This is a genomic window from Microbispora sp. CA-102843 (assembly GCF_050936215.1).
GTDB lineage: Bacteria > Actinomycetota > Actinomycetes > Streptosporangiales > Streptosporangiaceae > Microbispora.
On record NZ_JBNJNF010000001.1, the window covers coordinates 7,784,277 to 7,806,593 of the forward strand.

Genomic DNA, 22,317 nt, shown 5'->3' on the forward strand with positions numbered 1-22,317 from the left:
TGATATCTCAACACTAGGAAGAGGCATGTTGATATGTCAACACAGAATGGAGCGACCGCCGCATCGGACGAGGCCGCGACCGGCATCACGTCGGAGCCCGTCGATTTCTGGGCCTCCTTCAAGCGCGCCCACGAGGTCGTCCGAGCCCGCGTGATCGCGGACACCGCCGAGGCGGCGGGCCTGTCCGAGCCGGACCTGACGATCCTCGTCAACCTTGGCAAGGCGGGAGGCGCCCTGCGCCAGAGCGAGCTCGCCGCGTCACTCGGCTGGGATCGCACGCGCATCTCCCACCAGCTCACCCGCATGAGCGAGCGCGGACTCGTCACCCGCGAGCGCGCCCGCGGTGTCACCGTCACCCTCACCGACAACGGGCGCGCGACCATCGCCGCCGTGCATCCCGGCCTGGACGCGGCGGTACGCCGCCACCTCACGGACAAGCTGACCGCGCAGGAGATCGAAACGCTGGGCTCCCTGTTCAGCCGGTTGTAGCGGGCCGGAACGCGAAGTCGTCGAAGCCGCCGGGAACCAGGCGCCCGCAAGATCAACCGCCCGCCCCTTTCCCGTCCGGCGTCGCCAGGCGCAGGGGGAGCGGTGGGCCGGCCCGCCGTCGAGGATCACGTCCTGGTACGACCCGGCGGTTGACCCGCCGCTTCCCACGGGAGTCAAGATCATTTCTTCGCATACTAAATTCAAGTATTGACCTAAGTATCGAACGCGATCATTCTCTGGTCAGGGCTCGCCTCGTTCACCCCCCGAAGAGAGATCGCCATCATGAGAGAGCATTCGACGATCCATCCCGCGCGCCGCGCCCTGACGGCCGCGCTCAGCGCGCTGGTCCTGGTCGTGGCCTGCGTCGTCGCGGCGGCGGCCGTGTCCGCACCGGCCACGGCCGCGCCCGCGCTGTTGTCGCAGGGCAAACCCGCGACGGCCTCGTCCGCAGAGAACGCCGGCACCCCCGCCTCGGCGGCGGTGGACGGGAACACCGGCACCCGCTGGTCCAGCGCGTTCAGCGACCCGCAGTGGCTCCAGGTCGACCTCGGGACCACGGCGACGTTGAGCCAGGTCACCCTCAACTGGGAGTCCGCCTACGCCACGTCGTTCAAGATCCAGGTGTCCGACAACGCCACCACCTGGACCGACCTCTACTCCACCACCACCGGCACCGGCGGCGTACAGAACCTCACCGTCACCGGCACCGGCCGCTACGTCCGCGTGTACGGCACCGCCCGCGCCACCGCGTACGGCTACTCCCTGTGGGAGTTCCAGGTCTACGGCACGACGTCCGGCACCGCCTGCGGCACGGCCGACGCCGCCCAGGGCAGGCCGGCGACCGCCTCCTCCGCCGAGAACGCCGGGACGCCCGCGTCGGCGGCCGTGGACGGCAACAGCGCGACCCGCTGGTCCAGCGCGTTCAGCGACCCGCAGTGGCTCCAGGTGGACCTCGGCTCGGCCAAGACGATCTGCAAGGTCGTCCTGACCTGGGAGGCCGCCTACGCAACGGCCTTCAAGATCCAAGTGTCCGACAACGCCACCACCTGGACCGACCTCTACTCCACCACCACCGGCACCGGCGGCACGCAGACCCTGAACGTCACCGGCTCCGGCCGCTACGTCCGCATGTACGGCACCGCCCGCGCCACCGCCTACGGCTACTCGCTGTGGAGCTTCACGGTGAACACCACGGGCGGCTCGACCGACCCGACGACCGGCCCCACGACCCCGCCCGACGCCTTCTGGGGCGACACCTCGAACATCCCGGCGGCCAAGAACGTCGTCATGGTCAAGATCCTCAACAGGACCAACGGCCAGTATCCCGACTCGCAGGTCTACTGGAGCTACAACGGCCAGGTCCACTCGATCGCCGAGCAGCCCTACTTCGACATGCCGGCCAACACGGCGGGCCGGATGTACTTCTACCTCGGCTCCCCCAACAGCCAGTACTACGACTTCATCGAGTTCACGGTCGGGCCGTCGGTGTTCAACGGCAACACCACCCGGGTCGACGCGTTCGGCCTGAAGCTCGCGATGCGCCTGCACGCCCGCGACGGCTACGACGTGGCGGTCGGCGAGGACTACGCGACCTTCGCCGAGTCCCGTGCGGCGACGTTCCAGCGGTTCATCGACGAGGTGCCCACCGAGTTCAAGCAACTGGCCCAGGTGCAGGCGCCGTACCGCATCCCGGCTCCGGGCAGCGCATCGATCTTCCAGCCCGGCGGGGCGTACGCGAACTACTTCACCGGCTACGCCGCCCAGCAGGGCGTGACGGCCACGACCTCGCAGGTCACCGGGTGCGCCGGACCGCTCTCCGAGGCCCCGAAGATGTGCGCGGCGCTGAACCGGCACGTCGCCGGGCTGCCCGACGCCCAGCAGTCGGACCCGTCGAACTACTACAAGGCCGCCCCGGCGAACTACTACGCGAAGTTCTGGCACGACCACGCCATCGGCAAGCTCGCCTACGGCTTCCCCTACGACGACTACGCGGGCCAGTCCTCGTTCGTCTCGCACGGCGACCCGCAGTGGCTGCTGGTCGCGGTCGGCTGGTAGCGCAGGCAGGAGACGCCATGAAACACACCCTTCCGCTCCGGCGCGCGCTGCCCCTCGTCCTGGCTCTCGTCCTGGCGGTGGCGCTGGCGCTGCTCGCGAGCGTCGTCGCCGGGCCCGCGCACGCCGCGCCCGTCCTGCTGTCGCAGGGCAAGACCGCGACGGCCTCGTCCGCAGAGAACGCCGGCACCCCCGCCTCGGCGGCGGTGGACGGCGACACCGGCACCCGGTGGTCCAGCGCGTTCACCGACCCGCAGTGGCTCCAGGTCGACCTCGGGACCACGGCGACGTTGAGCCAGGTCACCCTCAACTGGGAGGCCGCCTACGCCACGTCGTTCAAGATCCAGGTGTCGGCCGACGCCACTACCTGGACCGACCTCTACTCCACCACCACCGCGACCGGCGGCGTTCAGAACCTCACCGTCACCGGCACCGGCCGCTACGTCCGCGTGTACGGCACCGCCCGCGCCACCGGCTACGGCTACTCGCTGTGGGAGTTCCAGGTCTACGGCACCACCGGCACGTCCTCGGGTTGCACCGGCCCCAACTCCGCGCTGAACCGGCCCGCGACCGCCTCGTCCACCGAGAACGCCGGGACGCCCGCGTCCGCGGCGGTGGACGGCGACCCCGGCACCCGCTGGTCCAGCGCCGCCGCCGACCCCCAGTGGCTCCAGGTGGACCTCGGCTCGGCCAAGACGATCTGCAAGGTCGTCCTGACCTGGGAGGCGGCCTACGCCACGGCCTTCAAGATCCAGGTGTCCGACAACGCCACCACCTGGACCGACCTCTACTCCACCACCACCGGCACCGGCGGCACGCAGACCCTCGACGTGACCGGCTCGGGCCGGTACGTCCGCCTGTACGGCACCGCCCGCGCCACCGGCTACGGCTACTCGCTGTGGGAGTTCGCCGTCCACACGAGCGGCGGCGGCGATGGCAACCCTCCGCCGAGCGGCACGCCGATCTCCGCGTACAAGCAGGTGACGGCCTCGTCGTGGGAGGGCGGCAACGCCCCGGCGGCGGCGCTCGACGGGCGGACGACGACCCGCTGGTCGAGCCAGTACTCCGACGACCAGTGGCTGCGGGTCGACCTCGGCGGCGCCGGGCACATCACCGGCGTCACGCTCAACTGGGAGTCCGCGTACGCCGCCGGCTACCGGATCGAGGTGTCCGCCAACGGCACGTCATGGACGCCGATCTACACGACGACCAGCGGCAGGGGCGGCGTCGAGAACCTGAACGTCACCGGCGACGGCCGCTACGTCCGCTTCGTCGGCACGGCCCGGGCGACCGGCTACGGCTACTCGCTGTGGGAGTTCCAGGTCTTCGGCACCGTGGACACGGCGGCCACGACCGCTCCCCTGCTGTCCCCGCCCACCAAGGCCCCAGCGACCACCGGCCAGTTCGCGCTGTCCGCCCCCGCCGACAAGGCCATGGTCACCGACACCCGGCGGCCCGCGCTCTCCTGGGCGGCCGTCTCCGGCGCGGTGCGCTACGAGGTCTGGCTTAACGTCAGCCGCACCGACTACGACTTCACCGCCTCGGGCAACCTGATCGACCTCTACACCAAGGTCGCCGAGCCGACCGGCACGAGCTACACGCCCACCTGGGACATCCCCGACCGGTGGACGTACAAGTGGTTCGTCGTCGCGGTGAGCGGCTCGGGCGCCAGGACGACGTCGAACATCCGCACCTTCAGCCTCTACCTGCCCGACATCGAGCAGGTCGCCGACGGCGTCCCGATCGTCAACGGCGCCCGCGACCTCAACAAGAACGGCACGATCGAGCCGTACGAGAACTGGCGGCTGCCCGTCGAAACCCGAGTCAACGACCTTCTCGGCAGGATGACCCCCGAGGAGAAGGCGTACCAGATGTTCTACAACGCCCAGACCTACCCGCTCTCGGGCTGGCACTTCGGCCCGGCGTTGCCGAACGACCTGCACGCCGTCCTGCTGGGCGCGTCAGGAACCCGGCTCGGCATCCCGCCCGTCTCGGCGGGCGACACCATCGCCGGATACCAGACCACCTACCCGCTCCAGAGCGCGCTCGCGGCGGGCAAGGACTACGCGCTCGACTACAAGCTCGGCGACATGCAGCGCCGCGAGGAGCTGGAGGTCGGGGCGCGCGGCCTGCTCGGCCCGCTCGCCGAGGTCGGCACCAAGGTCCTCTACCCCCGCATCCAGGAGGGCAACGGCGAGAACGCCGACGTCGCGGCCGCCCAGGTTCGCGCGCTGGTGGCCGGGCTCCAGGGCGGCCCCGAGCTCAACCCCGCCTCCGTGCTGGCGACCGTCAAGCACTGGCCGGGCGAGGGCGCGGGCGGCGAGGCCGGGATCACCTACGACGCGGTGACGATCAAGTACCACATGATCCCGTTCAGGGCCGCGATGGAGGCCGGCGCCGTCAACATCATGCCGGGATACGCCGGGAGCTCCTACCTCGACCCGGGCGGCTCGGGCGCGGGCGACAGCAAGCCGATCCTCGACTACCTGCGGGGCAACCTCGGCTACACCGGTCTCATCACCACCGACTGGCTGCCGTCCTCGGTCTGGGTCAAGGCCGCGAACGCCGGCTCCGACGTGATGGGCGGAGCCGACCCCGGAGCCACCGGGTTCACCATGGCGACCTTCCTCGCAAATGTCCCGATCGCGCGGATCAACGACGCGGTGACCCGGATCCTGCGCCTGAAGTTCACGCTCGGCGTGTTCGAGCACCCGTACGGCGACCCGGTGAACGGTCCCTACCGCTTCCACCAGCCGTCGTACGTCGCGCTCGCCAACCAGGCCGCCCGGGAGTCCGTCACGCTGCTCAAGAACAACGGCGTGCTGCCGCTGAAGCTCAAGGCGGGCGACAACGTGGTGGTGGCCGGTCCGCGGGCCACCGACGGAACGGCCTGCTGCATCTGGACGAGCTACTTCCACCAGGAGTACGGCTCGCAGACCCTCCTCGACGCGGTCAAGGCGCGGGCGGCGACCGCGGGCGTCAACGTCTACCAGGACACCGGGCCCTCGCCGAAGCTCGCGATCGTGGCGGTCGGCGAGCCGACCTACACGCACGCCACCGCCTGGGTGAAGGAGCAGCCCCAGATGCCCGCCGACCAGCTGGCCGTCATCCAGAACTTCAAGAACCAGGGCATTCCGGTGGTCGTCGTGCTGACCCTCCCCCGGCCCATCGTCATCACCGAGTGGAACGGCCTGGCCGACGCCATCGTGGTGACGTACCGGGGCGGTGAGGAGGTCGGCCCGGCCACGGCGAGCCTCCTGTTCGGCGACTACACGCCGCGCGGACGCCTGCCGTGGCAGCTGCCGCGCAGCCTCGACCAGATCCTCAAGCCGGGCGGCGGCGACGTGCTCGCCGACGCGGTCGAGGACTGGAACATCCCCTACGACCTGGGCGCGACCGCCGCCCAGCGGTCGGAGATCCGGGCCCGCATCGACGCGGGCCAGACCGTCCCCACCACCTACGGGAACCCCCTCTATCCCTACGCAGCGGGCCTGCAGGGCTGGTCGTGACGCCCGCTTCAGACTGAAGTGGGCAGCGGCCCGCCGTGCCAGGTCATGGCGTCGCCCAAGGCGGCGAGGAGATCCACCTCGCCGCCTTCGGCCTCGGCATAGGCACGGTGCAGATTGAGCACAAGGCGCTCGGCGTCCGCCCATCCGGCGAACTCGCCCAGGTCGGCCGCCTGCGCGGCGGCCAGCGGGGTGAGCCCGTTCTCACGTCCCGCCCGGGCGGCGTCGAGGACGAAGCGGTAGTACCGCTCGTGCGCGGCCAGAATCTCCGGCAGCTCGGAGGCGGTGGCGAGCGGCCCGTGTCCCGGCACGACGTGCTCGGGTTCGAAGGCGGCCAGCCAGTCCAGCGACCGCAACGCCCCTCGAGCGACCCCATCAGCACCAGCGGCGTGAGCCCGTTGAACAGCAGGTCCCCGGCGAACAGCACCCGTTCGCCGGGGAGCCACGCCACCACGTCCCCGGGGGTGTGGGCCGCGTGGCCGGGGTGTCGCAGTTCGACGCGGCGCGCCCCGAGATGGACGGTCAGCTCGGAGGTGAACACCACCGACGGCGGGCGGCGCGTCACGTGTCCCCAGTCGGGCACCGGCGTCCACACCGGCGGGCAGCCGTCGATGATCGGATCGGCCAGCAACGCCTCTCTCATCGCCGCGTGCCCGAAGACGACCGTTTCATCCGGGAGCAGGCTGTTGCCGTAGCAGTGATCCCCGTGCTGGTGGGTGTTCACCGCCATCCTGACCGGGGCGCCGGCCGTCGCTGCGGCGACCGCGCCGAGAAACCGCCGGGTGCGCGCCTCGGTCGCGCAGGTGTCGACGATCAGGACGCCGCCGTCGCCTGCCACGGCTCCGGCGTTGTTCAGCCACCAGGTGCCGTCCGGCTGCACCCAGGCGAAGATCCCCGGCCCCACCTCGTGCAGCCCCGCCGCGTCGGCCCGCTCCACCACGTTCACGATTCCTCTCGCCGGGTCCTACCCAGGGGACCCTACCGACGGAGGGACCCGCGGTGGGCGAGCCCACCGCGGGTCCGGGACGGCCGGTCAGTTCGGCGCGTGGATCTGGTCGGCGGAGTTCGCCGCGTAGTCCCGCGTCGCGCCCCTGACGTAGATCGCAGCGTGGTTGCCGGAGAAGTACTGCTTGATCGAGCCGGGGAACGGCGTGGCCGACGCGTTGCGGCCGTACACGTCGGTGTAGACGGTGGCCGGGCGGCTGTTGCGCACCGAGAACGTGCCCGGCCGATATTCGCGGAGCGTGCCCTTGAACGGCGAGCGCGCATCGTCCCAGGCGACCCGCTGGCCGGTCTGCTGGGTGATCTGGCGGACCTGGTCGCAGTACTGGCCGCGAATGCCGTCGTAGCAGAGGTCGACCTGGCGGGCCAGGTGGGTCGAGGTTGTGGAGTCGTAGTAGCGGGAGGGGTTGAGCACGTAGAACAGCGGGCCGATGTTCACCGTCAGCTGGGGACCGCTGATCGTGAAGTCGGAGACCGTAGTTCTATAAGCGTGCTGGGCCCGCCACGGGCGGCCTTGGAAGTTCAGCGGTCCACGGTGAGCACGATCTTGCCGATCTGGGTGCCGGACTCCATGTGCCGGTGGGCCTGCACGACCTCCTCCAGCGGGAACAGGCGGTCCACCACCGGGCGGAAGACGCCCGTACGCAGGCCCGAGGCCACGAAGGCGGCGGCGCGACGCATCCGCTCGGGGTCCTTGGTGATTTCCAGCACCGTGTACGTACGCATGTTCAGCGCGGGCATGCCCAGGTCGAACCCCGGATAGGGCGTCGGCTGCCCGCTCTGCGCACCCCATAGCACCAACGTCCCACCGGAGGCGACGACCCTGGCCAGTTCCGTCACTCCCGGTCCGGCGACGGCGTCGAAGACGTACTCGGCGCCCCTGCCGTCGGTCAGCTCCAGCACCCGCCCCGCGATGTCCTCCTCGTCGGAGACGACGACCTCGGCCGCGCCCTCCTCGATCAGCCGCTGCCTCTTGGCGCGGGTGCGGGTGACGGCGATCGGCCTGGCCCCGATGCGGTTGGCCGTGTGGATCGCGGCCAGGCCGATGCTGCTGGACGCCGCGGTGACCACCGCCACGTCGCCCGCCCGCATCCCGGCCACCTCCGCCATCGCGCCGTAGGCCGTGAGATAGGGCATCCACACCGCCGCACCGGTGACCGCGTCCATCCCGTCGGGGCGGGACAGGAGCGCCGACGCCGGCACGATCGTCCGCTCGGCGTAGACGCCGTAGTCGTTCTGCGAGAAGAAGCCCGGCAGGACGCTGACCGCCTGGCCCTCCGTGAATCCGGCCACCTCCGGGCCGACCGCCTCCACCACACCGGCCGCCTCGGTGCCGAGCGTGGCGGGCAGATGCTTCACCGGCTCGATGTACCGGTCGCGCCGGAACAGGATCTCGGCCCTGTTGACGCCGATCGCCTCCACCCGGATCCGCACCTCGCCCGGCCCCGGCTCGCCCGGCTCCAGGTCGTCCAGCCGCAGCACCTCGGGCCCGCCGGTCTCGTGGAACCGCACAGTCTTCGACATGTCGCCGTCCTCCGTTCGTCGTGATCGCGGTCCACTCTGCGGCCGAAGTACGATCGATGTCAAACTTTGATGGATGTCGTACTATGGGGCCATGGGACGTACGCCGCCGCATCCAGAGGTGTCACAGTTCGACCTCCAGCAGGTGCTGGAGGCCCTCGTCGATCCGGTACGCCGGCGCATCGTCGCGCAACTCGACGCCTCCGGCGTGGACATCCCCTGTGGGGGTTTCGACATCCCGGTCAGCAAGTCCACCGCCACCCACCACTTCAACGTGCTGCGTGAGGCGGGCCTGATCCGGCAGTACTACGTCGGGACGTCGCGGATGAACTCCCTGCGCCGCGACGAGATGGACGAGGTGTTCCCCGGCCTGCTCGACGCCCTCACGGGTCAGCCGGTGAGGAAGACCTGACGCTCCGCGGCCCTGTCGTCGAACGCCTCCAGCCGGGCCTGGCCCTCTGCGGCGAGGGTGTCCAGCATGGTGTGCAGCAGCGCGGTGCACAGGACCGTCGGGCCGGCGTGGGAGTCGAACGCGAAGCCCGAGCTCACCGGGGCCAGCAGGACCTCGTCCGCGAGGTCGGTGAGCCGGCCCACCGGCTGATCGGTGACGAGGGCGACCTTCAGCCGGACCCGCCGCGCCCAGACGAGCCCCTCCGCCAGCTCACGCGGATAGCGCGGCAGGCCGATGGCGAGCACCCATTCGGCGCCCGACTCGGCCGCCCTGCTCAGCCGGTCTTCCAGGATCGAGCCCGGCACGTCCAGTACGCGTACGTCCGGGAGCACCTTCTCGGCGAGGTAGCCGAACAGATGCGCCAAGGGCGCGCTGATCCGCAGGCCCATGACCAGGAGCGGGCTCGATCTGGCCAGCCGGCCGGCCACCCGGCGGAGCTGGCCGGGATCGGCAAGGCCGTCGCGCAGCCGTTCCAGGTCGCGGATCTCGGAGTTGACCAGCTCCTGGATCTCGTTGTAGCGGTCGCCCTTCGTGGCCGGCGGCCGTTCGCCGAACACGGACGTGCGCAGCGCCTCCCGGAACTCCGGGAACCCGCGGAACCCGAGCGCGGCGGCGAAGCGCGTGACCGACGGCTGGCTGACGCCGACGCGCTCGGCGAGGTCCGCACTGGTGAAGAAGACGGCCTCCTGCGCGTTGTCGAGCAGGTAGCGCGCGATCCGGCGTTGTGACGGCGAGAGGCGATGGCCGTCGAAGAGCGCCCGCAGGTTCGCGACGATCCGGGTGGCGTCCAGCACGGCGAGCGACCGGCCGGTCTCTGGGATGTGCCTCATCCTGGAACACTTCCCTTCTTCGTGGAGTGAGGGGACCCGGTGATCGTTCACCGCCCGGCAGCGCCGGGCCGGTCGCCTTACTCATGAATCGCGAAGCGCCTGCCGGGTGCAACGCCGCCGGGCGGCCCCTTTCGGGACCGCCCGGCTTCGCTGCGTGGTGATGATGTCGGTCGGTCAGTTCTTCGGGCCGTTGCCGTTGAACCTGGTCTTGCACTCCTGCAGGCGCACGTCGACCTGCTCGCCTCGGTCGACGGTCACGTGCACCGTCTCGAGAACCTCGCCGGTCGGGCGGGCGCAGGTGAGCGTCCAGCTCTCCTTGATGAAGTTGCCCGGCCCGGTGGCGACGACGCCCGTCTCGGTGTAGGCCGGAGCCGGCCGTACGGACGGGTTGACGTGCCAGGCGAACTTGCCGTTGGTCGGGGCGACCAGCGTCGACTCCAGGTGGGTGGGGACCCTCTGGGGTGCGTCCACGACGTTGTTCGCCTGCCGGATCGGCGCGGTCCACAGGTCGAAGTCCTTGGTGATCTTCAGGACCGCGCCCTTCGGGGCCTTGCCGGTGATGACGGAGTGCCCGGCCGGGTCGGCCGCGTACTCCAGGGCCACCATGAACGCCTCGCGGTTCGACTTGCCCTCGTAGCGACCGGTGCCCGTGTAGTCCTCGATCACCTCGGAGTAGGTGTTGTTGGTCGACTGGGTCTTCATGATCTCGAAGGTGAACCCGAGGCCGCGGGTCGCGTAGTACGACCAGTCCGGGGTCTCGCCGGTCGTCTCGTAGTCGAAGCCCGACTTCATGCCGGTGTAGCCGTTCTTGGCCGTGATCGCGTCGGTCAGGGCGGCGTAGACGGCCTCGTCCGGGGTGTCGCCCGCGCGCTTCTCCAGTGGCGGACGCAGGACGGTGTGGCCGGAGGTGTGGTTCGTGATCAGGACGGTGACCTGGTTGTTCTTGGTCAGGTCCATGATGTTCTGCACTTCGGGCTCGGAGCCGGGCCCCGGGCCGCGGGTCGTCGCGTTGGAGCCGGCGTTGCTGCCCCAGCCGAAGGGGTAGTTGCGGTTGATGTCGATGCCGGCGCTGCTCGCGCACGTCGGGGACAGTCCGCAGCTCGTACGCCTGTTGATGACGAACCCGTCGACGTTGACGACCGGGACGAAGATGACCCGCGTCTTGTCGAGCAGGCGCGTGATCTCGGGGTCCTTGCCGTCGTTGTCGATGAGGTCGTAGGCGAACTCCATCGTGTGCTCGCCGGAGGGCCACTCGTTGCCGTGGTGGACGCCCATCATGAACAGGACCGGCTTGCCGTCGGCGGCGTCGACGTCGTGGGTGACCTCGATGCCGTACACCTCCCGGCCCTGGCGGGTCTTGTGCGGCAGCGTGATGTGCTTGACGAGACCGGGGTGACGGGCGCTCAGCGCCAGCATCTCGTCGTTGTAGTCCGTGATCGTCCGGTAGGTGGTCCGCCCGCTGGGCAGGCTCGGCGCCTGCTGCTGAACGATCGCCTGGGAGTCCGACGTGGCGGCGGCGCTGGCACCGGCGGCCGGAATGCCGAGACCTCCCAGAAAGCCGACGCCCAACGCCAGCGTGATAACGCGTTTCCGGACGACAGAGGCAGTGGAGGGGGACGTGCCTCCTGAAGACATACTGAAACCTTTCTCAGCCACGGACGAGCGGGAAACGAAAACGCATCCTTTTCTCCGAGCCGTCTTTCGGCAGTACGCGACGCCCCCCGAACAGCCGCTGACTGCAAAGTTTCAGTAAGTCTGCGGGCTGAATATGAGCCTGTCAACCCTTCATGGACGGCCTCGATCCGCACATTCGGGAAGGCAGGCACGTGGTTCTTCGCACTCCGTCGTGGTCGTGGAGGTGAGGAGGACGGACAGGCCGCACCGGCACACCACGCGAGGGCCCTCCGCGAAGCGACCGCCGTCGTTGGGCGTGGCGGACGGCGGGCCGCGTGACCGGTCTCGCGCACCGGCGTCGACCGCATCCGCGGCGACGAATACCCAAGACCCAGTCGCGCTGTTTCCGGGGGAAATCATTTCTCCGTGGTCGATCAACGCAGTCGATTCTGAGGGGCAGCGCGCGAATCCGGCCGGATGCGCCGAATAATCACCCGAGCGGGCGGATGCCTTAGTCCTTGCCGCCTTCGTTTTCGCCCTGGCGTGAGGGCGCGGACGCCGCCGTCGTCCCGGCGACCAGGGACGCCCCGCACCGCCGGACGCCTTCCGGGCACGACCCTGTCCGCCCCGTCGGCCCAGCAATCCGGTAATCACATTCTCCCGATTTCCGAGCCGGGGACGGTGAAAGTTTCACACGGGTGCACCCTTCTCCGGGTCGCCCTTCGCTCTTGATGAACGACGACGTACACGCCTCTTGTAAAGGCCGACCAGGGAGCTTGTTCCGTTTCTGACACGACGGCGTATCAGATGTTCATTGACGCGACACCCGCGATTCACCTATTGTTCCGCACGGGTTCCCGAAAGTTTCTCTATACATCCGAAAGTTTCGGCGGCCGGCCCTGCTTGAAGAAGCGGGCGGTGCCCTGCCCACCCGGCAGCGACTCAGAAGGAACGACCGTGATGTCACAGCTCGTCCTGTTCGCGATCGACATCTGCGCAGTGGTGTTGCTCGTCTTCGGGCTCTACTTCCCGCGACACCGCCGACGCGACCTGGTCGTCTCCTACCTCGGGGTCAACATCGGCGTCCTCGCCGTGGCGAGCGCGCTGAGCGCCAGCAACGTCGGCGCCGGGCTCGGGCTGGGGATGGCGTTGTTCGGCGTGCTGTCGATCATCCGCCTGCGCTCGACGGAACTCGACCAGCACGAGGTCGCCTACTACTTCTCCGCCCTCGCCCTGGGAATCCTCGGCGCGGTGAGCACCAGCTCGGTGTGGCTCAGCGGCGGCATGATGGCGCTCATCCTCGCGGTGATGTTCCTCGGCGACCACCGGCGGCTGTTCCGGCACTACCGGCACCAGATCCTGGTGCTCGAATCGGCCTTCACCGACCATGTCGCGCTCGTCGCGCACCTGGAACAACTCCTCGACGCCCGGGTGCACGCCGTCACCGTCCAGCGGCTCGACCTGGTCAACGAGACCACCCTGGTCGACGTCCGGTACGCGCTGACCGACCGGGCACTGACCACCGGCCCCGAGACACCCGCACACGCCGGAGCGCACCGATGACCACGATGCCCATCGGGCCGGCCCTGGCGCGACTGGCCCCCGTCGGGCTCGACGAACTCATCGACCGGGCCGCGTTGCAGACCAGGGTGGACCGCAAGTACCTCGTCCCGGCGGAGGCGTTGCCCCGTCTGCTGGAACGGCTCATGCCGTACGCCCAGGTGCTGGACATCGACGGCGAACGCACTTTCCGCTACCAGTCGGTGTATTTCGACACCCCTCAGTTGGCCAGCTACCACTGCGCGGCCTATCGCAGGCGCCGGCGTTTCAAGGTGCGCACCCGCACCTATCTCGACTCCGCCCAAAGCTGGCTGGAGGTCAAAATCAACGGCGCGCGGGGCAGCATCACCAAACACCGGCTGCCCTACGACCCGTGCGACTGCGGCACGGTGGACCCCGGGCGCGACTTCGTCGACGAGGCACTCGCCCGCGAGTCGATCGGTCCCGCCGCCAGGAGCTCCCTCGATCCGATCCTGGTGACCGAATACCACCGCGCCACCCTGCTGCTGCCGGACACCGCGAGCCGGGTCACCGTCGACACCGCACTCGCCTGGCGGCACGGCGACTCCGCGCTGCGACTGCCCGGCCTCGCCGTGGTCGAGACCAAGACCGCCTCGGCCGCCACGCCGGTCGACCGCATGCTGTGGCGGGCGGGGATGAGACCCGCCCGCATCTCCAAGTACGCCACCGGCCTGGCCGCGCTCCGCCCCGACCTGCCCGACGCGCCGTGGCGGCGGACGCTGCGTCGCCACTTCCGCGGCACCGCGTCGCCGATGGGCCCGGCGCCGGACATCTCCCACCACCCCGAACAGGAGGCATCGTGCGTCTGACGCTCCGCAGCACCGGCGTCGCGGCGGCCCGCCGCATCACGAGGACCGCGGTCGCCGCCGTGCTCCTCACCGTGCTCCTCACCGGGCTCCTCGCCGGACCCCTCAACGCGTACCCGTCATCGGCGGGCGCCGAGTCGGCTTCCGGTGGCACCGCCGCAGCGGCCGCCGCGGCGGACGACCTGACCGGCGACATCGTCTTCTCCGTGCCGAGCGGCACCTTCCAGGGACAGGTGTCGGTGTCGCTGAGCACCGCGGTCGGCGGCGCACAGATCCGCTACACGACGGACGGGACGCCCCCCACCGCGCAGTCGGCGCTCTACGGGGGCCAGCCGCTGCAGTTCACCCGCACCACCCAGTTGCGGGCACAGGCCTTCGCCGGCGGCACGGCGTCCGGGAAGCCCGGAACGGCCGTGTACGTCGCCCGCGGCACCACCACGCCCCACGACCTGCCACTGGTCCTGATCGACTCGTACGGCAAGGGCAAGCCCGGCAGGGAGTACCTCGACGCCGCCACCATGATCTTCGAGCCGGGCAGCGGGGCGACGACGTCGCTGGCCGCGGCTCCGGCGGTCGCCACCCGCGCCGGATTCCATCTGCGGGGACAGTCGTCGGCCTCGTTCGAGAAGGCGCCCTACCGCCTCGAGTTCTGGGACAACGACAACGACGACGCCGACTACCCGGTGCTGGGGATGCCGGCCGACTCCGACTGGGTGCTGCGCGGGCCGTTCCCCGACAAGTCGCTGATCCGTGAAGCCCTGGTCTACGACCTCGGCAAGCAGATGGGGCTGCAGGTTCCCCGGTATCGGTTCGTGGAGCTCTACCTCAACACGGACGCCGGTCCGGTGGGCGCCGACGACTACATGGGTGTCTACATGATCGAAGAGACGATCAAGAACTCGAAGAACCGCCTCGACCTCAAGAAGCTGCACGAGGACGACACGACCCTGCCGAAGATCCAGGGCGGGTACATCTGGAAGTTCGAGTGGATGGCCGCGGAGGAGCCGACGCTGCCGTGCACCGGGGCGGCGGCCACCTGCTGGAACTACCTGGAAGTGGTCGATCCCTCGTCACCGCAGCCGCAGCAGAAGGACTGGCTGCGGGGCTACATCCAGGAATTCCACAACGTGCTGCACTCGCAGAACTTCGCCGACCCGAACACCGGCTACCGGGCGTACATCGACGTGGGCTCCTTCATCGACCAGATGATCATCTACGAGCTGAGCCGGAACATGGACGCGTACGTCCGCAGCGCCTATTTCTACAAGGACCGGGACACGAAGATCTTCGCCGGTCCGCTGTGGGACTACGACCTCACGTTCGGCGTGGGCGGGTACTTCCAGAACGACCAGACCGCGGGCTGGCAGTATCAGCAGACCCGGCAGCCGCTCGCCAACGACTGGTTCACCCAGCTCATGCGGGATCCGGCCTTCGTCGACCAGGTCAGGGCGCGCTGGCAGACGCTGCGCCGCGGCGTGCTCTCCGACGCCGCGCTGCAGAGCAGGGTCGACGCTCTCGCCCAGCCGCTGACCAACGCCGCGCAGCGCAACTTCCAGCGCTGGCCGAACCTCACGACGCGCACGATCGGCTTCTTCAACACCCCGACCGCGTCCACCTGGCAGGGACAGGTGCAGTACCTGCGCGACTGGATGCTGCGCCGCGCGGCCTGGCTGGACTCGACGGCGGGGTGGGGCGGTGTGATCACGTCGCCCAGCCCCAGCCCGTCGCCCAGCGTGAGCCCAAGCCGCTCGCCCAGCCCCAGCCCCTCGCCGAGCCCCTCGCCGAGCCCGTCGCCCAGCGTGAGCCCGAGCCCCTCGCCGAGCCCGAGCCCCTCGCCGTCCGGCGCATGCTCGGCGACGTTCCGGGTGGTCAACTCCTGGCCCGACGGCTTCCAGGGTGAGGTCACGGTGCGCGCGGGCAACGCGGCGATCAACGGCTGGACCGTGAACTGGACCTGGCCCGGTTCGCAGACCATCACCCAGCTGTGGGGAGGCGTGCGCTCGGGCTCCGGCTCGACTGTGACGGTACGCAACGAGTCGTGGAACGGCTCGCTCGCGGCCAACGCGACCACGACCTTCGGCTTCGTCGGCGGAGGATCCTCTGCCACCCCGGCGGCCACCTGCACCAGCCCGTGACGTGAAGCGAATCGACGAGGTCCCGCCCGTCGGACGGGACCTCGTGCTTCATTGCGCCCCGCAGCGCAGGAATCACCGTGAGCGGCAGTGGCGGTCGTATCAGGAGCGCGACCTGCTGCCGGACGGGCGGTCTCGCTCGTCCTGCTGCCGTCGGCCCGCCGCCTGCTCGACGCCGAGCGGCGGGCCACCGTGCTTGGCGCTGTCGGACGGCGGTTCGGCCTCTTCACCGTCGCGGCGTTCCTTCCCGTCCAGCTCGCCACCGGGGTCGCCATCGCCGTGCACAAGGGCGTCACCTGGGCCGCACTGGCGGAGCCGGGTTACGGGCGGATCCTGGCCGCGAAGCTCCTGCTGTTCTGCGCGGTGATGCTGGCGGCCGGGCTGCACGGCTGGGCCAGCGGCACCGGGCGTCCGGCCGTCGCGAGGGCGCTCGCCACCGCCGCGCTCGTCGGCTCGCTCGGCGTCGTGCTCCTGGCCACAGCCCTGCCGGCCACATAGCTCAAGCGCCGGTCGGTCAGGCCGGCGGTGAGGTGGTGCTCGACCGGACGACCAAACTCGCCGTGCTGACCTGTCGCGGGCCAGGGGAACGGTCGTCGATCGTGTCTGCCAACACCCGTGCGGTCTGCACGCCGTACGCCTGGATGTCCCACGAGAGCGCCGTCAGCGCCGGTCGTACCATCACGCACAGCTGCGAGTCGTCACCGGCCACGATCGACAGCTCGTCCGGCACGGCGACGCCCATTTCCTGTGCCACGTTGAGCGCGGCGGTGGCCATCACGTCGTTGTCGAACATGATCGCGGTCGGGCGGTCGCGCCGGGACAGCAGCGTCCGCGTGGCCCGCATGCCTTCCTCCCAGGTGTAGTCGGTCTCGATGACCTGTGGTTCACCGAGGCCGTGACCGAGCACGGCCCGGCGGAAGGCCGCGATGCGCACTTGGGTGTGCTCCAGTGCGGACAACCCCGCGACGCGGGCGATGCGGCGGTGTCCGAGCGCCACGAGGTAGTCGACCGCCGAGACCACGGCTGCCGCGTCGTCGGTCCAGACGGCGGGTATCTCCGTGTCCGGCCGGGGCCGGCCGACCAGAACGGCCGGGATCTGGAGTTCCTTGAGCACCGGGATCCGCGCGTCCTCTGTCCACAGGTCGGTGATGACCATGCCGTCGACACGCCGTTCTGCCCAGCAGAGCCGCATCGCGTCGATCGCAGCGCGGTGGTCCTCGACGACCTGCAGGAGCAGAGCGGTGCGCCGCCCGGACAGTTCGCGTTCCAGCCCGGCGATGAACCGCATGAAGAACGGCTCGACACCGAGCGTGTCCGCCGGGCGGGCGATGATCAGGCCGACGCTGTGCGCCCGGGATCCGGACAGGGACCTGGCCGCCACGCTCGGCCGCCAGCCGATCTCGTTGGCGATGTCGAGGATGAGTTTGCGGGTTTCCGCGGACACCCCCGGCCGTCCGTTGAGCGCGTACGACACGGCGCCGATCGAGACACCGGCCCTTGCCGCGATCTCGGCGATGGTCGGCCGCTTCACCGCATCCCCCCTCACGTCCTGACCATTTTGTTACCGCTGCCGGAAGAGGAACAGCACCGAATCGCTTTTCCCATGCCTCTCCCGGAGAGGTGGGGGCGCCCGCAAGAACAGCAAGGGCCCTTAAGCGCTTAAGGCAGCACGTCGGCGAGATGCCCATGGCGGCTGCCGAGGAACACGGCGACCGTCCGGCGTGCGGTCGACATCTGGGGACCTACTGAAACTTTCTCGGTACACGCACGTCATCGAGGACGTGAGCATCACGCGCTTCGGCCCTCGAACACTTTGGCAGCCGCTTACGGACCCGCACGTCCAGATCGGCTTCTCACGGGGTGTGACGATGAGGAACCGTTTCCGTCGCTTTCCGCGTCCGACCCGCCTCGCACCATCACAAAGAGACAGCCTTGACTTAAGCCCTTAAGTAACCCACCGTTCATCCACAGCGCTGCTCTCGACGGCCGTCCGGTTCCCAGCAAGGAGGCTTCGATGCAACTTCGTGTCAAATTCGCGGCAGCCGCCGCAGGAGTGCTGGCTGCAGCAGGCATGTCCGCGATATCCGTCCCCGCCGCGGCCGCCCCCGGCGGCTGCTCGGTGCAGTACAAGGTCGTCAGCGAGTGGCAGGGCGGCTTCCAGGGTGACGTCGCGATCACCAGCCTCGGCGGCCCGCTGACCAGCTGGACGTTGGAGTTCGACTTTCCTGCGGCTGGTCAGGGCGTGAGCAACGGCTGGAACGCCGACTGGTCGCAGTCCGGCGCGCACGTCACCGCCAAGAGCCTGAGCTGGAACGGCAACGTTCCCTCCAACGGCTCGGTGTCGATCGGCTTCATCGGCAAGTGGAGCGGAAGCAACCCGGTTCCCGCCGCGTTCACCGTCAACGGCGTCACCTGTACCGGCGCGTCCCCAAGCCCCAGCCCGTCCCCGAAACCGAGCCCATCCCCGTCCCCAAGCCCCAGCCCAAGTCCGAGCCCGTCCCCGTCTCCCAGCCCCCAGCCCGGCGGGCCGGCCCCGCAGTTGCATGTCTCGGGCAACACATTGGTGACTTCGGCCGGCAAGCCGTACCGGCTGCTGGGCGTCAACCGCTCCAGCGGTGAGTTCGCCTGCATCCAGGGCAGGGGCATGTGGGACGGCCCGGCGGATCAGGCCTCCGTCAGCGCGATGAAGCCGTGGAACATCCATGTGGTGCGGATCCCGCTGAACGAGGAGTGCTGGCTGGCGACCGGCAACGTGCCTTCGGGCGGAACCAGCGGCGCGGCCTACCAGCAGGCGGTCAAGGACTACGTGAACCTGCTGATCGCCAACGGGATCACTCCGATCGTCGAGATGCACTGGAACTACGGCCAGTACACGGGGACGGGCGCGGGCTGCTCGGATGTGGCGGCGACCTGCCAGAAGCCCATGCCCGACGCGAAGTACGCGCCGACGTTCTGGACCCAGGTGGCGAACACCTTCAAGGGCAACAACGCCGTCATCTTCGACCTGTTCAACGAGCCCTATCCGGACGCGGCCAACAACTGGACGGACGCCACCGCGGCGTGGACCTGCCTGCGTGACGGCGGCACCTGCGCCGGAATCGGCTACCAGGTCGCCGGCATGCAGGCCCTGGTCGACGCGGTCCGTGCCACCGGAGCCGCCAACGTCATCATGACGGCCGGTCTGACCTGGACCAACGACCTGAGCCAGTGGCTGAACTACAAGCCGAAGGACCCGACCGGCAACCTGATGGCCTCCTGGCACTCCTACAACTTCAACGGGTGCGTGGACACCACCTGCTGGAACAACACGATCGGCACGGTCGCCGCGAAGGTGCCCGTGGTGGCCGGTGAGATCGGCCAGAACACCTGCGCCCACGACTACATAGACAAGGTCATGAACTGGGCCGACGCGAACGGTGTCGGTTACCTCGCCTGGACCTGGAACGCCTGGGGAGCCTGCGACAGCTCGGGCAACGTCCTCATCACCGACGCCAACGGCACTCCGACCAGCACCTTCGGCGAGGGATTCAAGGCCCACCTGGTGACACAGAACCCCTACGCGTGATCCCCTGTCCCCGCCACAGGTGATTCACACGGGCCCAGCCACCCTTCGGCTGGGCCCGTCGCCGATCCACAGGATGCGGCGGACGCTCATGAGGCGCTCGCCCCCTTCAGGATGCGGTCCACCACATCGGCGGCCGAGTAGTCGTCCGGCAGCCCGTCGAGGAAGCCGGTGTCCTGGCCGAGGGTGAGCAGCGGAGGCTCCGGATAACCGTCCGCGCGGTGCTGCCCGAGGCCGATCGCGGCGAGCAGCCCGTTGCACAGGCACCGCCGCTCGGTGGTCTCCTCCTCGCGACCGCCCTTGCGGACGTAGGTCTCCACCGGTTCCGCCGGGCAGCGGTAGCCGACCCCGCCGTCCGGCTTCTGATAGGGCGTGCGCAGGTAGCCCAGGTCGCACAGCCGGGACCGCTCCGCGTAGACGCCGGCGTCGGACAGCGTGCCGGGGATATGGGCGACCTTGAAGGGGAACCCGGCAGGGGATGCGTGGGGGTCGTTGCGAACCTCCAGCGTGCCGTCGGCGGCGCCGCACAGCAGTCGCCGCCTGAGCCCGTCGTCCAGACCGGACTCCCGGCACAGTGCGAACGCCGACCCCACCTGGATCCCGGCGGCTCCCAACTCCAGCGCTCTGGCGAGCCCATCGGGCGTGCCGTACCCGCCCGCGAGCCAGAACGGCAGGCCGAGCGCCGCGACCTTGCCGGTGTCCACCTCGTCGCGCGGGCCGTACACGGGTTCGCCCGCCTCGTCCAGCCGCAACCGGCCGCGCGGCGGCGCGCTGTGGCCGCCCGCCGACGGCGACTCGATCACGAACCCGTCGGGCCTGGTGCCGGCCGAGCGCGCGAGGTAGGCGGCCAGGACGTGCGAGGAGACGATCGCCAGCAGCCGGGGCCGCGCCGGTGGCGCGAGCGACCCGCCGAGCAGCGCCACCGGGTCGAGGCCGACCGTGTGCGGCTTCTCACTGCCGGCCACGGTCACCGAGATCTCCGCCGCCCGGTGCGCCGCGAGATCGTCGAGCAGCCGCGGGATCTCCGCCGGGATACCGGCGCCCATCAGCACGTAGTCGACCCCGGCGAGCATCGCACCGTAGACCGCGGCCGGTGTGGCCATCTGGATCTTCTCCAGGTAGTTGACCCCGATCAGGCCGTCGTGCCCCTCCTTGGCGAGCAGGACCTCGGCGAAGTTGGCGACCACGGCCAGCTCGTCCGCGGCCTGACTGCGCCGCAGCCCCAGGCGCGGCACCGGCCGGTACGGCCTGCCGCTGCCGGGCCCGCCGGGAACGAAATAGCGGGCCAGGACCCGCTCCGCGATCTCGGGGACCGGGAAACGGGCCAGCGCCCGGCGCAGATGCCCTCCCGGATCCCCCTGCTGCAGCCGGCGGGCCAACATGATGTCGAGCGCCGTGCCCGACACCACACCGAGCTGGCCGGCGCTCGCCACCGCACGTGCCAGGCGCCATCCGGACACCCCCACGCCCATCCCGCCCTGTATCAGGACGGGCGGCGCCATGTCCGCGGGCCCGGTCCGCGTTACCGGGAAACCTTCCATACGGCGATCGGCGTCGGACAACCCGCATCCCCCCAAAATCCCAGGTTCTCGCCTACGCCCCGCCGACAGCAGGACGCGGCGGGGCCGATCAGGAGTCCACCACGGCCGGAGAGGGGGCTGTAGTGACAAAGGTCCCCGGCCAGGAGGGCAGGGGTCCCTCCTGCCTACCCGTCCGAGGCCGGCGCGGCGGCGGACTCCTTCTCCGGGTAGGCGATCACCTGGCCGCGAAGCTCGGCGCGGATCGCCGCCCGGGCCCTTCCGCCCTTGACCACCAGCACCGGGCCCGCGGCCGGCATCGCGATGCCCGCGCCTGCCGAAAGCGCCGCCGCCATCTCTCTGACGAACCTCATCCGTGGCTCCTCTCGTATGCCGTTCTGGGGGTCGCCTCGCGTACGGCGGCCGGTGCGAGCGGCGCGGCCGGCACGGGCCCGCGGCGCGCGCGGTAGACGACGTACGGGCGCCACAGGTAGGCGAGCGGCGCCGACCAGACGTGGACGAGCCGGGTGAAGGGCCACAACGCCAGGAACAGGAAGCCGCCGATGGCGTGCAGCTGATAGACCAGCGGCGCGCCTATCATCAGGTCGCTGCGCGGGGAGAACCAGAACACGCTGCGGAACCAGACGGCGATCGTCTCCCGGTAGTCGTACCCGTGGCCGAGCAGGTTGACGGCGACCGTGGCGGTCATGCCGAGCGCGATCATGGCCGTCAGGGCGACGTAGAGCACCTTGTCCATGGGGGTGGTCCTACGCCGGACCCGCCCGTCGACGAAGCGGCGGGCGACGAGCAGGACCAGTCCGGCGACGAGCATGGCGCCGGTCAGTGTGCCGCCCCAGACCGCGGTCAGGTGGTAGAGGTGCTCGGGGATCCGAAGCGCCTCGGTCACCGAGGCCGGCACCAGCAGCCCCATGGCGTGCCCGCCGATGACCCCGAACGCGCCGAGGTGGAACAGCGGCGATCCCAGGCGCAGGATCCGGTTCTCCAACAGCTGGCTGGTGTGCGTGGTCCAGCCGAACTGGTCGTGGCGCCACCGCCACACGTGACCGCCGACGAAAACCGCCAGGCACAGGTACGGCAGGACGATCCAGACGACGGTGTTCATCGCGTGGCCTCCGGCGAGGGGCAGGTGGGGTAAGGGGCGAGGCCGACGCCGCCGAGGGAGTCCGGAGGGCCAGTTCCGCGACGGCCTCCCGGTCGGTGCCGGTCAGCTCGGGCAGGACGGCGGTGACGGCG

At 70.0% G+C, this 22,317-nt stretch carries 17 protein-coding genes and 1 pseudogene; 9 read left to right on the plus strand and 9 right to left on the minus strand.

The features are described from left to right. Positions 1-33 precede the first annotated feature (33 nt). From ACQEVJ_RS35995 to ACQEVJ_RS36005, 3 genes are all read left to right on the plus strand, one after another. Positions 34-489: a MarR family winged helix-turn-helix transcriptional regulator gene (locus ACQEVJ_RS35995; RefSeq protein ID WP_433108984.1), complete on the plus strand. Its 456-nt coding sequence runs from the start codon at positions 34-36 to the stop codon at positions 487-489. Between the two features lie 282 nt (positions 490-771). After that, entirely contained in the window at positions 772-2,544 is a 1,773-nt protein-coding gene (locus ACQEVJ_RS36000) for a discoidin domain-containing protein (RefSeq protein ID WP_433108985.1), read from the plus strand. A 17-nt stretch (positions 2,545-2,561) separates the two neighbouring features. Beyond that, positions 2,562-6,050, plus strand: coding sequence for a discoidin domain-containing protein (locus ACQEVJ_RS36005; RefSeq protein WP_433108986.1), 3,489 nt, complete (start codon positions 2,562-2,564; stop codon positions 6,048-6,050). A gap of 8 nt (positions 6,051-6,058) precedes the next feature. On the opposite strand, the pseudogene ACQEVJ_RS36010 reads toward ACQEVJ_RS36005, so the two are convergent. From ACQEVJ_RS36010 to ACQEVJ_RS36020, 3 genes and pseudogenes are all read right to left on the minus strand, one after another. Next, positions 6,059-6,996: pseudogene (locus ACQEVJ_RS36010) on the minus strand (MBL fold metallo-hydrolase). An 84-nt stretch (positions 6,997-7,080) separates the two neighbouring features. Continuing rightward, positions 7,081-7,488, minus strand: coding sequence for a hypothetical protein (locus ACQEVJ_RS36015; protein ID WP_433108987.1), 408 nt, complete (start codon positions 7,486-7,488; stop codon positions 7,081-7,083). Positions 7,489-7,571: 83 nt separating this feature from the next. Next, positions 7,572-8,573, minus strand: coding sequence for a zinc-dependent alcohol dehydrogenase family protein (locus tag ACQEVJ_RS36020; RefSeq protein ID WP_433108988.1), 1,002 nt, complete (start codon positions 8,571-8,573; stop codon positions 7,572-7,574). A 91-nt stretch (positions 8,574-8,664) separates the two neighbouring features. Between ACQEVJ_RS36020 and ACQEVJ_RS36025 the strand changes: the two genes are divergently transcribed. Beyond that, positions 8,665-8,982, plus strand: coding sequence for an ArsR/SmtB family transcription factor (locus ACQEVJ_RS36025; RefSeq protein ID WP_433108990.1), 318 nt, complete (start codon positions 8,665-8,667; stop codon positions 8,980-8,982). On the opposite strand, the gene ACQEVJ_RS36030 is transcribed toward ACQEVJ_RS36025, so the two are convergent. Further along, the gene (locus ACQEVJ_RS36030; RefSeq protein WP_433108992.1) at positions 8,961-9,851 is read right to left on the minus strand and encodes a MurR/RpiR family transcriptional regulator; all 891 of its coding nucleotides are present in this window, start codon (positions 9,849-9,851) and stop codon (positions 8,961-8,963) included. The two genes, ACQEVJ_RS36025 and ACQEVJ_RS36030, sit on opposite strands and share 22 nt — an antisense overlap. A gap of 174 nt (positions 9,852-10,025) precedes the next feature. Beyond that, entirely contained in the window at positions 10,026-11,420 is a 1,395-nt protein-coding gene (locus ACQEVJ_RS36035) for a M14 family zinc carboxypeptidase (RefSeq protein ID WP_433108994.1), read from the minus strand. Between the two features lie 1,005 nt (positions 11,421-12,425). On the opposite strand from ACQEVJ_RS36035, the gene ACQEVJ_RS36040 reads away from it, so the two are divergent. The 4 genes from ACQEVJ_RS36040 to ACQEVJ_RS36055 all read left to right on the plus strand — a co-directional run bounded on the left by ACQEVJ_RS36040 (position 12,426) and on the right by ACQEVJ_RS36055 (position 16,482). Next, positions 12,426-13,028, plus strand: a complete 603-nt coding sequence (locus ACQEVJ_RS36040; RefSeq protein ID WP_433108996.1) for a DUF4956 domain-containing protein — start codon at positions 12,426-12,428, stop codon at positions 13,026-13,028. After that, positions 13,025-13,855, plus strand: a complete 831-nt coding sequence (locus tag ACQEVJ_RS36045) for a polyphosphate polymerase domain-containing protein (RefSeq protein ID WP_433108998.1) — start codon at positions 13,025-13,027, stop codon at positions 13,853-13,855. The genes ACQEVJ_RS36040 and ACQEVJ_RS36045 overlap by 4 nt, the downstream gene beginning before the upstream one ends. Continuing rightward, a complete protein-coding gene (locus ACQEVJ_RS36050) occupies positions 13,846-15,987 on the plus strand; it encodes a CotH kinase family protein (RefSeq protein ID WP_433109000.1) in 2,142 nt (713 codons plus the stop codon). Before ACQEVJ_RS36045 ends, ACQEVJ_RS36050 begins: the two co-directional genes overlap by 10 nt. Positions 15,988-16,074: 87 nt before the next feature. Beyond that, entirely contained in the window at positions 16,075-16,482 is a 408-nt protein-coding gene (locus ACQEVJ_RS36055; RefSeq protein WP_433109002.1) for a hypothetical protein, read from the plus strand. A 16-nt stretch (positions 16,483-16,498) separates the two neighbouring features. On the opposite strand, the gene ACQEVJ_RS36060 is transcribed toward ACQEVJ_RS36055, so the two are convergent. Next, entirely contained in the window at positions 16,499-17,515 is a 1,017-nt protein-coding gene (locus tag ACQEVJ_RS36060; RefSeq protein ID WP_433109004.1) for a LacI family DNA-binding transcriptional regulator, read from the minus strand. A 483-nt stretch (positions 17,516-17,998) separates the two neighbouring features. Between ACQEVJ_RS36060 and ACQEVJ_RS36065 the strand changes: the two genes are divergently transcribed. Next, on the plus strand, positions 17,999-19,549 hold the full coding sequence (locus ACQEVJ_RS36065) for a cellulase family glycosylhydrolase (RefSeq protein ID WP_433109006.1): 1,551 nt from the start codon (positions 17,999-18,001) through the stop codon (positions 19,547-19,549). Positions 19,550-19,635: 86 nt separating this feature from the next. On the opposite strand, the gene ACQEVJ_RS36070 is transcribed toward ACQEVJ_RS36065, so the two are convergent. The 3 genes from ACQEVJ_RS36070 to narI form a co-directional block, all read right to left on the minus strand. Then, on the minus strand, positions 19,636-21,018 hold the full coding sequence (locus ACQEVJ_RS36070; RefSeq protein WP_433109008.1) for a nitronate monooxygenase: 1,383 nt from the start codon (positions 21,016-21,018) through the stop codon (positions 19,636-19,638). Positions 21,019-21,251: 233 nt separating this feature from the next. Then, entirely contained in the window at positions 21,252-21,437 is a 186-nt protein-coding gene (locus tag ACQEVJ_RS36075) for a hypothetical protein (protein ID WP_433109010.1), read from the minus strand. Then, complete coding sequence (gene narI, locus ACQEVJ_RS36080) at positions 21,434-22,186, minus strand: respiratory nitrate reductase subunit gamma (protein WP_433109012.1); 753 nt, start codon at positions 22,184-22,186, stop codon at positions 21,434-21,436. Before narI ends, ACQEVJ_RS36075 begins: the two co-directional genes overlap by 4 nt. Between the last annotated feature and the right edge of the window lie 131 nt (positions 22,187-22,317).